Source organism: Methylobrevis pamukkalensis, assembly GCF_001720135.1.
In the GTDB taxonomy this organism is placed as follows: domain Bacteria; phylum Pseudomonadota; class Alphaproteobacteria; order Rhizobiales; family Pleomorphomonadaceae; genus Methylobrevis; species Methylobrevis pamukkalensis.
In genome coordinates, this window is record NZ_MCRJ01000046.1 from 1 (window position 1) to 14,308 (window position 14,308).

Below are 14,308 nucleotides of genomic sequence, written 5' to 3' on the forward strand. Positions count from 1 at the left end.
CTCGGCGGCGTGGGCAACGACCGTCTGTCCGGCGGCGATGGCAACGACTTGCTTGTCGGCTCGCGTGGCAACGACGTCCTCATCGGCGGCGACGGCAACGACCTGCTGGACGGCGGCATGGACGACGACGTGCTCGACGGCGGCAAGGGCGCCGACGAGATGGCCGGCGGCGCCGGCGACGACATCTACCACGTCAACAGCGCGGCCGATGTGGTCATCGAGTTCGAGGGCGAGGGCACCGACCTGGTCATCGCCACGGTCTCCCATTCGCTCGCCGGCCGGGTCGAGAACCTCACGCTGGCCGGGGCCGCTGTCAGCGGCACGGGCAACGGCGCCCACAACCTCCTCACGGGCAATGCGCTCGACAACACCCTCATCGGTCTTGGCGGCGACGACACCCTCGATGGCGGGCTCGGCGCGGATGCGATGGAGGGTGGCACCGGTTCGGACACCTACCATGTGGACGACATCGGCGACACGGCGACCGAGAATGCGGACGAGGGCACCGACCGGGTGATCGCCACGGTCTCCCATACCCTTTCCGCCAACATCGAGACCCTGCACCTCGGCGGCGTGATGGCGATCGACGGCACCGGCAACGCGTCCGACAACGAGATCGAGGGCAACGCGGCAGCCAACGTCCTGTCCGGCATGGACGGCGACGACGTGCTGCTCGGCATGGACGGCGCGGACACCCTGAACGGCGGGGCGGGCGCAGACCTCCTCGACGGCGGGACCGGCGCGGATGCGATGGCCGGCGGTGACGGGAACGACACCTACCTGGTCGACGACCTCGGCGACACCGGGACGGAGAATGCGACGAAGGCATCGACACGGTGTTCGCCAGCGTGTCGCACACCCTCGGCGCCAACATCGAACTGCTCGAACTCGTCGGTTCGGCGGCAATCGATGGCACCGGCAATGCGTCCGCCAACGATATCCTCGGCAACTCGGGCAACAACACGCTCTCCGGTCTCGACGGCGACGACTATCTGGCCGGCGGCACCGGCAGCGACACGCTCAACGGCGGCAATGGTGCCGACCAGCTCGACGGCGGCGTCGGGGCCGACAAGCTGTACGGCGGCAACGATGACGACGAACTGAGCGGCGCGCGCGGCAACGACAGGCTCTACGGCAACGACGGTGACGACGTGCTGCTGGGTGGCCTCAACAATGACCTGCTCGTCGGCGGCATCGGCGACGACCGGCTCGAGGGCGGTGCCGACAACGACAGGCTGACCGGTTCGGACGGCGCCGACGTCTTCGTCTTCGCCAACGGCTTCGCCACGGCAGGGCTCGACACGATCACCGACTTCGACGATCTGGACATCATCGAACTGTCGTCGTCGGTGTTCTCGGCGCTCGGCACCGGCGTGCTCGACGCTGCGGCCTTCGCGCTCGGCGGCCTTGCCACCGACGCGGGCGACCGGATCCTCTACGATGCGACGACCGGCGGTCTGTTCTACGACGCCGACGGGTCCAATGTCGGGGCGGCGGTGCAGTTCGCGCAGCTCGGCACCGGGCTCAACCTGCAGGCCAGCGACTTCATGGTCGTCTGACCGGACAGGACCAGCCTCCGCCGGCCCGGCCAGCGCCGGCCCGGCACCCTCTTCCTGCAGCGCCCGCCGGTTCATCCCGGCGGGCGTTGTCGTCTGCGGGCCAGGCTCCTCCGACGCCCTTTGCCTCTGTGCCGTCATCCTGCATCGTGTAGGTTCGGCAAAGGCACAGGCATCAGTGCGGCCGGGGCGCCGCCCGCGAGGAGGAGACGGGACGATGAGCTTTTTCCCCTGCGAGGATCCGGTTGCCGGCGATGCCGCCTCGGTCGACGCGATCGAGACGCTGGTCATCCCCCGCACCAGCGACATCGGCGGGCTCGAGGTGCGCCGGGCGCTGCCGACCGTGCGCCGCCGCCTCGTCGGCCCGTTCATCTTCTTCGACCGGATGGGGCCGGCGGTGCTGAAGAACACGGCGGCGCTGGACGTCCGCCCGCATCCGCACATCGGCCTGTCGACCGTCACCTATCTGTTCGACGGCAACATCCGTCATCGCGACAGTCTCGGCACCGCGATGGTGATCGATCCGGGCGACGTCAACCTGATGACCGCCGGCCGCGGCATCGTCCATTCCGAACGCACGCCGGAGGAACTGCGCGGCGGCGACCTGCCGATCTCCGGCCTGCAGACCTGGCTTGCCCTGCCGGACGGCCGCGAGGAGATCGATCCGGCCTTCGCCAACACGCCGGCGGCCGAGTTGCCGGTGCTCGAGGGGGAGGGGATCACGTCCGCCTCGTGCTGGGCACCCTCGAGGGCGCGCGGTCGCCGGTCACCACCTTCACCGACACGCTCTACGCCGACGTGCACCTCAGGCCCGGGGCGCGGATTCCGCTGCGTCCCGCCCACGAGGAGCGGGCGATCTACACACTGGCCGGCGAGATCACGATCGGCGGCGACGTCTTCCCGCCCGACCGGCTGCTGGTGCTGCGCCCGGGCGACACGGTGACGGCAGCAGCCGGGCCGCAGGGCGCGCATCTGATGCTGTTCGGCGGGGCGGCGCTCGGCTCGCAGCGCTACATCTGGTGGAACTTCGTCTCCTCGTCGAAGGAGCGCATCGAGCAGGCCAAGGACGAATGGCGCCGCGGCCGGTTCGACATCGTGCCCGGCGACGAGGAGGAGTTCATTCCCCTGCCGGCCATGTGACCCTGCGACGGCAAGAAGGTTGCCGATGCCCGGGAAAACGTGGTGCTGAACACCAATCGTCAACCAGATTTCGGAATACTCGCTGCACCGTGGGCACCGAATCTCTGGAAGGGATCGCATGGACATGCCTGAGGGGCGTGTGATGCGCGACAAGTTGATCGGCTATCTTTCCGGGCTCTCGCCGGCCGCGCAGCAGATGCTGCTGCGCACCCTGGAAAGCGCCGGCGATCCCGCGCGTCTCGACGACCAGACCAGGCTGATCCTCGAGGCCGCACGGGAAGTGGTCCGGTCGAAGGCGCCTGCGCGGGAAGAGCGTGCCGCCGTGCCCCGGCGGGCCGACCCGGCCGACCTGCGCCGCCTGTTCTTCGAGCCCTTCGAACCCTTCATCATCGAGGAAGAGACCGCCAGCCGCCAGACCGGCCGGATCACCGCGAGCTCCATCGACGGGATCTGGGAATTCCTGACGCGCGACGTCGCCCCGGACCTGTTCCCGCCGTGGCTGCAGGGACCGGAGCCGAAGCTGCTCCTGCCCGAGGCCGAGCAGAAGCGCGAGATCCAGGCCCTGCGCGAGGCGGCGCTGGCCGAGATACGCGAAGCCTGCGAGAAGATGTCGGCGACCGCCAAAGGCCACATGCGGTTGACCGGCCTGCTGGGGGGCGAGCGGGCGCTCCTCGACCTCGGCGACCTTCATCGCATCCACGACCTGCGCACGCAGATCGCCCTGCTTCTCAAGGAGCTTCCGGCGCAGGTGGTGATCGGCGAGGCCTCGGAGACGAGCGCCATGAACGTGATCCACCGCTTCCTGCAGCGCGCGCCGGCCGAGGCGGCCTTCGCCGGCGCCATCCTGCTGCGCCGGGCCTCGTCGGGCGTGTCGCTGGCCCGCATCGCCGTGGCGCTCGGCGGCGGCGACACTGCGGCGGAGATCCGCAAGTCCAACGCCGCCGTCTTCCTCGACCTCTATTTCACCGAGGTCGAGCGGGTCGTCATCCGGTTCGACCGCGCGCGCAAGCGCCACGACGACATCGCCGACATGGAACGCGAACTGGGCCTGTTCCACGAACTGGTGCGCGGCCTGTCGATCGCCATCGACTTCGACGGCGACCGGGAGTGGCGCAAGCGGCTCGGCGACCTGCGCCGCCGCATGTCGGAGATGGTGCAGCCCGAGATCGACGGCATCGTCGCCACCATCCGCCGCGCCCTGCGCATCGAGGGCGGGGCGAGCCGTGCCGCCCGCGAGAACGACGCCCAGGATGCCATCCGCGCGATGACGGTGCTCGCCCAGGCGCGCAAGTGCCGCGACAGCCTCGCCATCAACGAGGCGATCGGCCGGGTGATGCAGAGTGCCGAGCAGGCCGTGGAGGTGCTCGGCAACCGCTGCATCGACCAGATCCGCAAGACCGGCGGCGACGCCCAGGCCGAGGCCATCGCCGCGGCCGACGTGATGCTGAAGCTTGCCGAGATCGCCTTCGGCGCCGAGTATGCTTCGGTGATGCGCAAGGCCCGCGACCGGGCGATCGGCCGCTCCGGACCGTTTTCCGTCGCCGGCTGACGCTGCGGAAGCCTCGGAACTCGCAGGCCGGCTTCGCGGCCGATCGCCGCATCCGGGCGGCTGACGCTGCGTGAATCGCGCGCGCAGTTGCGCTGGATCATTGAGAAAGCGCCCTCCATCCTCTATTTCAACGGCAGAGCGACCGGCCCGCCGTCCGACCGCGGCGGGCGTGCAGCCGGCGGATGCGCGGTCGCAAGGAGGAGGCCCGGGGCACAGCGCCCGCGGGCAATGAGGAAAGCCTGTCTTGGCATGACGATCTGGATTGTGTTCGCGCTGATGACGGTCGCGGCGACGCTTGCCGTGCTGGTGCCGATGGCGCGCGCGGCAAGGTCTCCCGCCACCGACGGCCATGACGTCGCCGTCTATCGCGACCAGCTCGCCGAGATCGAGCGCGATGTCGCGCGCGGCGTGCTGGCCGAAGGGGAGGCCGTCGCGGCCCGCGCCGAGATCGGCCGCCGGCTGATCCGCGCCGACGAGGCTGCCGACGGCGACGCGGCACGGGTGTCCGGCAAGGGCCGGCTGGCAACCGCCGCGCGGGTCGGCATCATCCTGTTCGTCCCGCTCACCGCCCTTGCCGGCTATGTCGCCCTGGGCTCGCCCGACATTCCCGACCAGCCGCTTGCATCGCGTGAGTGCGGCCCGGAGGCGGGCGTCGACAATCTCGTCGTCTGCGTCGAGCGCCACCTTGCCTCCAACCCCGCCGACGCCGAGGGGTGGAAGGTGCTGGCCCCGATCTACCTGCGCCTTGGCCGCGCCGACGATGCGGCCGATGCCTACGCCCGGGTGATCGAGATCTCCGGCGAGACGCCGGCCCGTCTGACCGACTATGCCGCCGCCCTGATGGCCGCCTCCGGCGGCATCGTCTCGCGCCCGGCGATGGCCGCGCTGGAAAAGGCGATGGCCGCCGACCTCGACGACATGCGCGCGCGCTTCCTCTACGCCAGTGGCCTCGTCCGCGAGGGGCGGTCCGACGACGCCATTGCCGTCTACGACGACATTCTCGCACGTTCGGCGAAGGATGCGCCGTGGATTGCCACCGTCACCGAAGCGCGGCGGGTGGTCTCCGGCGAAGCGGCGCCGCAGGCCCTGGCGCCCGGCCCGCGGCTGGGCATGGCGCCCGATGTTGGTTCCGGGGCCGGATCGGGCCCGGCACAGGGCCCGCTCCTCGGCGCCGCGCCGGGACCGAGCCCCGACCAGATGGCCAATGCCGCGGCCATGAACCCGGCCGAGCGCCAGGCCATGATCGAGGGCATGGTCGCCCGTCTCGCGGACCGGCTGGCGCAGGACCCGAAGGATCTGCCCGGCTGGCTGCGCCTGATCCGCGCCTACGGCGTGATGGGCGCGGCCGACAAGGCCCGGGACGCGGCCGGATCGGCGCGCAGCGCCTTTGCCGGGGAGACCGCGGCACTCGCCGAGATCGAGGCGGCGCTCGGCGAGGCGACCGGATCATGACCGCGCAGACCTGCGCCACCGTGACGATGGATTGAGAGATGACGCGCAAGCAGAGACGTCTGACGTTGATCGGATCGGCCGGCGTGGTGCTCGGCGCCGCGCTCGGCCTCGTGCTCTATGCCCTCAGCGGCGAGATCGCCCTGTTCAAGACCCCGACGGAAATCGTCGAGGCGAAGGCCGGCTTTGCCGAGCGCCTGCGCATCGGCGGGCTGGTCGAGGAAGGTTCGGTGGTCCGCAGCGAGGCGGCGACGGTAAGCTTCGCCGTGACCGACACCGTCAATGCCGTGCCGGTGACCTATGTCGGCCTGCTGCCGGACCTGTTCCGCGAGGGGCAGGGCGTGGTCGTCGAAGGCCGGCTCGACGGCGCCGGGATCTTTCGCGCCGACAACGTCCTTGCCAAGCATGACGAGCGCTATATGCCGAAGGAGGTCGTCGACAGCCTCAAGGCGCAGGGCGTGTGGGAAGGCGAGGGCGGCAAGGCCGCCAACTGAGCCCGAGGGCCGGCACGGGATTTCGAGGAACGGCCGAAGGCGCGTCCGGCATCGGACCCTTTCGGCGAGGAGAGACGGATGATCGCTGAAGTCGGGCATTTCGCCCTCGTTCTTGCCCTTGCCCTGGCACTGGTGCAGTCGGTGGTGCCGCTGATCGGCGCGCGACGCCGCGATCCGGCGCTGATGGCCGTGGGCGGCCCGGCGGCGGTGGCCCAGCTCGTGCTGATCGCGCTCGCCTTCGCCGTGATCGTCTATGCCTATGTGGTCTCGGACTTCTCGATCCTGAACGTCTACGAGAACTCCCATTCCGGCAAGCCGATGCTCTACAAGGTCACCGGCGTGTGGAGCAACCACGAGGGCTCCATGCTGCTGTGGATCCTCATCCTCGCGATCTTCGGCGCGGCGGTGGCGGTGTTCGGCGGCAATCTGCCCCAGACGCTGAAGGCCAACGTGCTGGCGGTGCAGGGCTGGATCACCGCCTCCTTCGTCGCCTTCATCCTTGCGACGTCCAACCCGTTCATTCGCCTCGTGCCCGCCCCCATGGAAGGGCGCGACCTCAACCCGATCCTCCAGGACATCGGCCTCGCGATCCATCCGCCGCTGCTCTACCTCGGCTATGTCGGCTTCTCGATCTCGTTTGCCTTCGCCGTCGCGGCCCTGATCGAGGGCCGGATCGATGCCGCCTGGGCGCGCTGGGTGCGGCCGTGGACGCTGGCCGCCTGGTCCTTCCTTACCGCCGGCATCGCCATGGGCTCCTACTGGGCCTATTACGAGCTCGGCTGGGGCGGCTGGTGGTTCTGGGACCCGGTGGAGAACGCCTCCTTCATGCCGTGGCTGGTCGGCACGGCGCTGCTGCATTCCGCCGTGGTGATGGAAAAGCGCGATGCGCTGAAGATCTGGACGGTGCTGCTGTCGATCCTCGCCTTCTCGCTGTCGCTGCTCGGTACCTTCCTCGTCCGCTCGGGCGTGCTGACCTCGGTCCACACCTTCGCCTCCGACCCGACCCGCGGCGTGTTCATCCTCTGCATCCTCGTCGCCTTCATCGGCGGCAGCCTCGCCCTGTTCGCGCTCCGCTCGTCGCAGCTTCGGCCCGGCGGCATCTTCTCGCCGATCAGCCGCGAGGGCGCGCTGGTGCTGAACAACCTGTTCCTCACCGCCGCCTGCGCCACCGTGCTGGTCGGCACGCTCTATCCGACGGTGCTGGAAGGCCTGACCGGCCGCAAGGTCTCGGTCGGCGAGCCCTTCTTCAACCTCACCTTCGGCCCGCTGATGCTGCCGCTGCTGATGGCCGTGCCCTTCGGGCCCTTCCTCGCCTGGAAGCGCGGCGATCTCTATGCGGCCGCCCAGCGCCTCTATCTCGCCTTCGGCATCGCGATCGTCGTGATCCTCGCCGTGGTCTGGGCCACCTCCGGCGGCGCCGTGCTCGCGGCCTTCGGCATCGGCCTTGCGGCCTGGCTGCTGGTCGGCAGCCTTTCCGAGCCGCTGCAGCGCGCGAATTTCCGCAAGGCCGGCCTGGCCAACGGCCTGCGCCGCCTCGTCGGCCTGCCGCGGTCGGTGTTCGGCACCGCGCTCGCCCACGCCGGTCTCGGCGTGACCCTGCTCGGCATCGTCGCCGTCACCACCTTCGAGACCGAGAAGATCGTCGACATGAGGGCGGGCGACACCGTCGCGGTCGGCCCGTTCGAGGTCACCTTCGACGGCTTCGAGAACACCCGCACGGCGACCTATCGCGAGGTGCTGACCCACATGAGCGTGCGCGAGGGCGGCGTGCTGGTCGCGACGCTCAGCCCGGCCAAGCGCTTCTACGAGGTCCGGCAGATGCCGACCACGGAAGCGGAGATCTATACCCACGGCGTCTCGCAGCTCTACGTCACCCTCGGCGACATCGCCGAGGACGGTCGCGGCGTGACCGTTCGCATCTGGGAGAAGCCGCTGGTGACGCTGATCTGGCTCGGCTGCGTCGTGATGATGGTCGGCGGCGGCCTGTCGCTCTCCGACCGCCGCCTGCGCGTCGGCGCGCCGCGCACCGCGCGGCCGTCCGCCCGCGCCGTGCCCGCGGAGTGACGCCGATGCACGCCGTTGTGCGCCTCCGCCGCACGCTCGCTGCCGTCGTCGTTGTGCTGGCCATGGCCATGGCCATGCCTTTCGCCGCCGGGCCGGCCTTTGCCGTCCAGCCGGACGAGGTGATGCAGGATCCGGCCCAGGAGGCGCGCGCCCGTGCGCTGTCGTCGGAAATCCGCTGCATGGTCTGCCAGAACCAGTCGATCGACGATTCCGACGCCGACCTTGCCCGCGACCTGCGCATCCTCGTGCGCGAGCGGATCGCCGCCGGCGACAGCGACGCCGACGTGCTGGATTTTCTGGTCGAGCGCTATGGCGAGTTCGTGCTGCTGAAGCCGCGCTTCAGCGCCTCCAACCTGGTCCTGTGGGCGGCTGCGCCGATCGTCCTGATCGGCGGCATCGGCGCGATCCTTGTCGCCTGGCGACGTCGCCGCGCTGCGCCGGCATCCGAAACCGGCCTGTCGCGCGACGAGGAAGCGCGGCTTGCGCGGATCCTCGACGGCGAGAACCGCTGAGGGGCCGCGGCCCGTGCCCGGCCAAGCCGGCGAAGCTTTCCAAAGATTAATCTGCCGGAAAGCCGATTGTAAGCCGGCCTGTTGCATTCTCGTCTCATGCCTGATGGCGTGAAACCTCAGGCGTTCGAGATCGCGATGTGGCCGCCCCTCCCTCGGACATGACGTGGTTCGTAGCCTCCGGCGACGCGTTCCCTGACGCGTCACCGGGGGACAGGAATGGATCCGGCGCCGTCCCTCCGGTGGCCGGAACGGAAGTTCACGAAACAGCGGGCCATACCGGTGGCCCGCTGTTTTCGTCTCTGGTGTCCGTCAGGTTTGCAGCGCGCGCCGACGGGGGCTATCAAGGGCAGTACCGACCGCGCAATGTCCGGATCGGCGGGCGGGTTCGGAAAGAGGATCGGCGGGGCGAATGCGGGTTCTGGTGATCGAGGACGATCTGGAGGCGGCCGCCTATCTGCGCAAGGCGCTGAAGGAGGCCGGGCACACGGTCGACCATGCCGCCGACGGCGAGAGCGGCTTCGATCTTGCCTCCACCGGCGACTACGACGGGCTTGTGGTCGACCGCATGCTGCCGAAGCGCGACGGCCTGTCGGTGATCGAGGGGCTGAGGAGCGCAGGCGTCGCGACGCCGGTGCTGATCCTCTCGGCGCTCGGCCAGGTCGACGACCGCGTCGCGGGCCTGCGTGCGGGCGGCGACGACTATCTCGTCAAGCCTATGCCTTCTCCGAGCTTCTCGCCCGCATCGAGGGTCTCGCCCGGCGGGTGCGCCCGGCCGACGCGGAAACCCAGTACCGCGTTGCCGATCTGGTGCTCGACCGCCTGTCCCACACCGTCAGCCGTGCCGGCGGCGAGATCGTGCTCCAGCCGCGCGAGTTCCGGCTTCTGGAATATCTGATGCGCAACGCCGGGCAGGTGGTGACGCGGACCATGCTGCTGGAGAAGGTCTGGGACTATCATTTCGATCCCCAGACCAACGTCATCGACGTCCACATCTCGCGGCTGCGCTCCAAGATCGACAAGGGCTTCGAGCGGCCCCTGCTGCATACGATCCGTGGTGCGGGATACATGATCCGTGACGGCCTTCGGTAAGTTCCTCCGCACGACGGCCGTCAAGCTGTCGCTGCTGTATTTCGTGGTCTTTTCCGCGCTCACCGGCTTTCTGCTCGCCTACACCTATTTCAGCACCACGGCGCTGCTCTCGCGCACGCTTGAAGCCTCGATCACCACCGAGATCGCGGCGCTGTCGGAAGAATACATGTCCGGCGGCCTGCGCCGCGTCGTCGAGACCGTGCTGGCCCGCTCGCGCCAGCCGAGCGCCAGCCTCTATCTCGTCAAGGATTTTGCCGGCCGCGTGGTGGTGGGCAACGTCGCCGACATGCCGCTCGGCGCGATGGAGCGGACCGAAACCGGCTTCTATCCCGTCACCTACAGCCGTCTCGACGGCAACATGTCCGAGCCGCACGACGCGATCGTCCGGATCATGACCCTGCCGGGCGGGGTCCACCTGCTGGTCGGACGCGACATCGGCGAGCGCGAGGCCTTCGGCGACATGATCACCGACGCCATGCGCCTCAGCGTCGTCGTCTTTCTCCTCATGGGGCTGGTCAGCTGGTTCTTCGTCAGCCGCGCGGTGCTGCGCCGGGTCGACGGCATGGCGGCGACCTCGCGCGAGATCATGTCCGGCGACCTCACCCGCCGGATCGAGGTGACCGGGGCCGGCGACGAATTCGACAATCTCGCCGCCAGTCTCAACGCCATGCTCGACCGCATCGAGGCGCTGATGACCGGCCTCAAGGAGGTCTCCGACAATGTCGCCCACGACCTGCGCACGCCGCTGACGCGCCTGCGCACCCGTCTGGAGACCACCCTCGGCGACCTCTCCGACGAAGCGGCGAGCCGGGAGGCGATCGGCCGGTCGGTGGAGGAGGCGGACGAGCTGATCCGCACCTTCGACGACCTGCTGCGCATCGCCCGCGTCGAGGCCGGCGCCTCCGGCGACGAAACCCACGAGATCGACGCGGCCGCGATCCTTGCCGACGTCGCCGAACTCTACGAGCCTGTGGTCGAGGAAGCCGGCGGCCGGATCGAACTCGTCGTCTCCGGCCCGCTGCCGATCCGCGCCAACCGGGCGCTGATCTCGCAGGCGCTTGCCAACCTCGTCGACAATGCCCTGAAATACGGGTTCCCGGCCGAAGGGGACACGCATCCGGACGGGCGAGCGCCCGTGCTGCGAATTGCCGGTGAAACAACCGGCGGTCTCGTGCGTCTCTCGGTCACCGACAACGGGCCCGGGATCGCGGCGGAGGACCGGCTGCGCGCCACCCAGCGCTTCGTCCGGCTCGACCGCAGCCGCACGCGTCCGGGCTCGGGCCTCGGCCTCAGTCTCGTCGCGGCCGTGGCCCGCTATTTCTCCGGCCGCTTCCGGCTGGAGGATGCCGGCCCGGGCCTTGCCGCAACGCTCGAACTCCCGCTGGCCGACAACGGACCGGCGCAACGACAAGAACAGGGGGAAACCACCCATGCCCGCGACGGACGACCGCCAGGATTCGCCGGCTCCGGCGTCAGCCCCCGGCCGCACACCGCAGACTGACCCGCGCGCGCTGGCCGCGCGCATCCTGTCCCTGCCGCATCCAGGACCCGGCCTTGCCGCAGCCGACGACGTTCTGGTCGATCTCGTCGCCGTCGGCGACGACGGCCCGGGCCTTGCCGCGCATCTCGCCGCCGACCAGCGCGCACGCGGCCTTCTCGTCGGCGCGATCGCCAATGCCCCGTTCCTGCGCGACCTGATGCGCGGCCGGCCGGGGATGGTGCTGGGCATCCTCACCACGTCGCCGGAGGCGCGCATGGACGGGCTGATCGCCCGGCTGCGCGCCTGCGGGGACGGCAGCGAGGCGGAGGTGATGGCGGAACTTCGCCGGGTCAAGCGCGAGGCGGCGCTGCTGATCGCGCTCGCCGACCTTGGCGGGGTGTGGCAGCTGTTCGAGGTGACCGGCGCCCTGACCCGGCTTGCCGATGCCTCGGTCTCGGCGGCGCTGCGGTTTCTCCTCGGCGAGGCGGCGCGCCAGGGCAAGTTCCAGCCGCCCGATCCGGCCGATCCGGAGGCGGGCAGCGGTCTGGTGGTGCTGGGCATGGGCAAGCAGGGCGCCGGCGAGCTCAACTATTCGAGCGACATCGACCTGATCGTCTTCTATGACACGGACCGCGCGCCGCTGGCCGAGGGCGTGGAACCGGCCACCTTCTTCGTGCGCCTGATCCGCCGCATGGTCCGCATCCTTCAGGACCGCACCGCCGACGGCTATGCCTTCCGAACCGACCTGCGCCTGCGGCCCGATCCGGGCGCCACCGCCGTGGCGATCTCGCTCGCCGCCGCCTTCCAGTATTACGAGAGCATCGGCCAGAACTGGGAGCGCGCGGCGCTGATCAAGGCGCGGCCCTGCGCCGGCGACATCGCCGTCGGCCAGCATTTCCTGAAGGAGATCGCCCCGTTCGTCTGGCGGAAATACCTCGACTACGCCTCGATCCGCGACATCCATTCGATCAAGCGGCAGATCCACGCCGTGAAGGGCCACGGCCGCGTCGCCGTCGCTGGCCACAATCTCAAGCTCGGCCGCGGCGGCATCCGCGAGATCGAGTTCTTCGTCCAGACCCAGCAGCTGATTGCCGGCGGCCGCCTGCCGGAGCTGCGCGGCCGCGAGACGGTGCCGATGCTCTATGCGCTCGCCCGCCTCGGCTGGCTGGACGGCGCGACCCGCGATGCCATGGCCGACGACTATGTGTTCCTGCGGAGGGTCGAGCACCGCATCCAGATGGTCAACGACGAGCAGACCCACACGCTGCCCGAAACCCCCGACGGGCTCGACCGGATCGCCCGGCTGTCCGGCTTCCGCAGCCGCGAGGATTTCGCTCCGGCGCTGATGGAGCGGCTGAAGCGGGTCAGCGGTCACTACGAGGACCTGTTCGACCAGGAGCCCTCGCTGTCCGGCGCCTCGGCAACATGGTCTTCACCGGCGACGAGGACGACCCGGAAACGCTGGCGACCCTGCGCGGCCTCGGCTTCCAGCGCCCCGAGGAGGTGACGCGGGCGATCCGCGCCTGGCACTTCGGGCGCTATTCCGCCACCCGCTCCACCAGACCCGCGAGATCCTCACCGAACTCACGCCGCTGCTGCTCGACGCCTTCGCCCGTACCGAGGCCGCCGACCAGGCATTCACCGCCTTCGACGCCTTCCTGTCGCGGCTGCCGACCGGGGTGCAGCTGTTCTCGCTGCTGAGCGCCAACCCCAAGCTGCTCGACCTCGTCGCAACGATCATGGGCAGCGCGCCGCGCCTTGCCGAGATCGTCGCGCGCCGGGCGCATGTGATGGACGCGATCCTCGAACCGGCCTTCTTCGGCGAGATGCCGGACGCGGGCGAGGTGGAGCGGCGGCTCGCCGCCAGCCTCGGCGAGGCGCGCGCCTACGAGGAGGCGCTCGACCGCGCCCGCATCTTCACCAAGGAGCAGCAGTTCCTGATCGGCGTGCGGGTGATCTCCGGGACGCTGTCGGCGCGGCGGGCAGGGGAGGCCTATGCGCGGCTGGCCGACGCGATCCTGCGGCAGATCACGTCCCGGGTCGGCGCCGAGTTCGAACGGGTGCATGGCCGCATCGACGGCGGCCGGCTCGCGCTGGTGGCGATGGGCCGGCTCGGCGGCATGGAAATGACCGCCTCCTCGGATCTCGACCTGATCCTGCTCTACGACCACGCGCCGGGCGCCGAGGCGTCGGACGGTCCCCGGCCGCTGGCGCCGACCCAGTATTACGCGCGTCTGACCCAGCGGCTGGTCGCGGCGCTGACCGCGCCGACCGCCGAGGGCAAGCTCTACGAGGTGGATTTCCGCCTGCGCCCCTCGGGCAACGCCGGGCCGCTCGCCACCCATGTGGAGGCCTTCGCCCGCTACCACGACGGCGAGGCCTGGACCTGGGAGCACATGGCATTGACCCGGGCCCGCCCGGTCGCCGGCTCGGCCGAACTCGGCGCGGAGGTGGCCGCGATCGTGGCGCGCACGCTGGCGCGGCCCCGCGAGGCGGACGCCATTCTCGCCGACATCGCCGACATGCGCGCCCGCGTGGAGCACGAATTCGGCAGCCGCGATCCATGGGATCTGAAGCGGGTGGCCGGCGGGATCTTCGACATCGACTTCATCGCGCAGGCGCTCCAGCTCGTGCACGGCGCGGCGCATCCTGAGATCCTTGCGACCTCGACGGAGGAAAGTCTGTCACGGGCGCGCGACGCGGGTCTGCTGGATGCGGCTGCGGCCGACGTGATCCTGCCGGCGATCCGGCTCTACAACGACCTGGCGCAGGTGATCCGGGTGGCGCTGCCCGGCCCCTTCAAGCCGGCCGAGGCCCCGCGCGGCGTCCTGGAACTCGTCGCCCGTGCCGGCGCGACGCCGGATGTCGCGCGCCTCGAGGTGCTGCTGGTCGACACCGAAGCGGCGGTGCGCGCCACCTTCGAGCGGCTGGTCGGCAAGGTCGAGCGGCGGGGCGGGGACGCGCCGAAGCGCTGA

At 70.2% G+C, this 14,308-nt stretch carries 9 protein-coding genes and 4 pseudogenes; all 13 read left to right on the plus strand.

Annotated elements, in window-relative coordinates; all coding sequences use genetic code 11:
* Positions 1 to 9: 9 nt before the first annotated feature.
* Positions 10 to 765, plus strand: a pseudogene (locus A6302_RS22115) (calcium-binding protein); the annotation flags it as partial.
* Positions 766 to 848: 83 nt separating this feature from the next.
* A pseudogene (locus tag A6302_RS26150) lies at positions 849 to 1,133 on the plus strand (calcium-binding protein); the annotation flags it as partial.
* A gap of 18 nt (positions 1,134 to 1,151) precedes the next feature.
* Positions 1,152 to 1,559, plus strand: coding sequence for a calcium-binding protein (locus tag A6302_RS22860; protein ID WP_069306822.1), 408 nt, complete (start codon positions 1,152 to 1,154; stop codon positions 1,557 to 1,559).
* A 214-nt stretch (positions 1,560 to 1,773) separates the two neighbouring features.
* Positions 1,774 to 2,696: pseudogene (locus A6302_RS09360) on the plus strand (pirin family protein).
* A gap of 124 nt (positions 2,697 to 2,820) precedes the next feature.
* Positions 2,821 to 4,245 carry a hypothetical protein gene (locus tag A6302_RS09365; RefSeq protein WP_141703604.1) on the plus strand — a complete coding sequence of 475 codons (1,425 nt, stop codon included), beginning with the start codon at positions 2,821 to 2,823 and terminating at the stop codon, positions 4,243 to 4,245.
* A 249-nt stretch (positions 4,246 to 4,494) separates the two neighbouring features.
* Complete coding sequence (ccmI, locus tag A6302_RS09370) at positions 4,495 to 5,697, plus strand: c-type cytochrome biogenesis protein CcmI (protein WP_069306824.1); 1,203 nt, start codon at positions 4,495 to 4,497, stop codon at positions 5,695 to 5,697.
* Positions 5,698 to 5,735: 38 nt separating this feature from the next.
* Positions 5,736 to 6,188 carry a cytochrome c maturation protein CcmE gene (gene ccmE / locus A6302_RS09375; RefSeq protein ID WP_069306825.1) on the plus strand — a complete coding sequence of 151 codons (453 nt, stop codon included), beginning with the start codon at positions 5,736 to 5,738 and terminating at the stop codon, positions 6,186 to 6,188.
* A gap of 78 nt (positions 6,189 to 6,266) precedes the next feature.
* The gene (locus tag A6302_RS09380) at positions 6,267 to 8,252 is read left to right on the plus strand and encodes a heme lyase CcmF/NrfE family subunit (RefSeq protein WP_069306826.1); all 1,986 of its coding nucleotides are present in this window, start codon (positions 6,267 to 6,269) and stop codon (positions 8,250 to 8,252) included.
* 5 nt (positions 8,253 to 8,257) lie between these two features.
* Positions 8,258 to 8,764, plus strand: a complete 507-nt coding sequence (locus A6302_RS09385) for a cytochrome c-type biogenesis protein (protein WP_069306827.1) — start codon at positions 8,258 to 8,260, stop codon at positions 8,762 to 8,764.
* Between the two features lie 409 nt (positions 8,765 to 9,173).
* Positions 9,174 to 9,853: pseudogene (locus A6302_RS09390) on the plus strand (winged helix-turn-helix domain-containing protein).
* The gene (locus tag A6302_RS09395; RefSeq protein WP_069306828.1) at positions 9,837 to 11,354 is read left to right on the plus strand and encodes a sensor histidine kinase; all 1,518 of its coding nucleotides are present in this window, start codon (positions 9,837 to 9,839) and stop codon (positions 11,352 to 11,354) included. The pseudogene A6302_RS09390 and the gene A6302_RS09395 overlap by 17 nt, the downstream one beginning before the upstream one ends.
* The gene (locus A6302_RS24375) at positions 11,284 to 12,840 is read left to right on the plus strand and encodes a [protein-PII] uridylyltransferase family protein (protein ID WP_245294004.1); all 1,557 of its coding nucleotides are present in this window, start codon (positions 11,284 to 11,286) and stop codon (positions 12,838 to 12,840) included. Before A6302_RS09395 ends, A6302_RS24375 begins: the two co-directional genes overlap by 71 nt.
* A 172-nt stretch (positions 12,841 to 13,012) precedes the next feature.
* Positions 13,013 to 14,308 (plus strand): DUF294 nucleotidyltransferase-like domain-containing protein, encoded by a 1,296-nt coding sequence (locus A6302_RS24380; RefSeq protein WP_245294005.1) that lies wholly within the window; start codon positions 13,013 to 13,015, stop codon positions 14,306 to 14,308.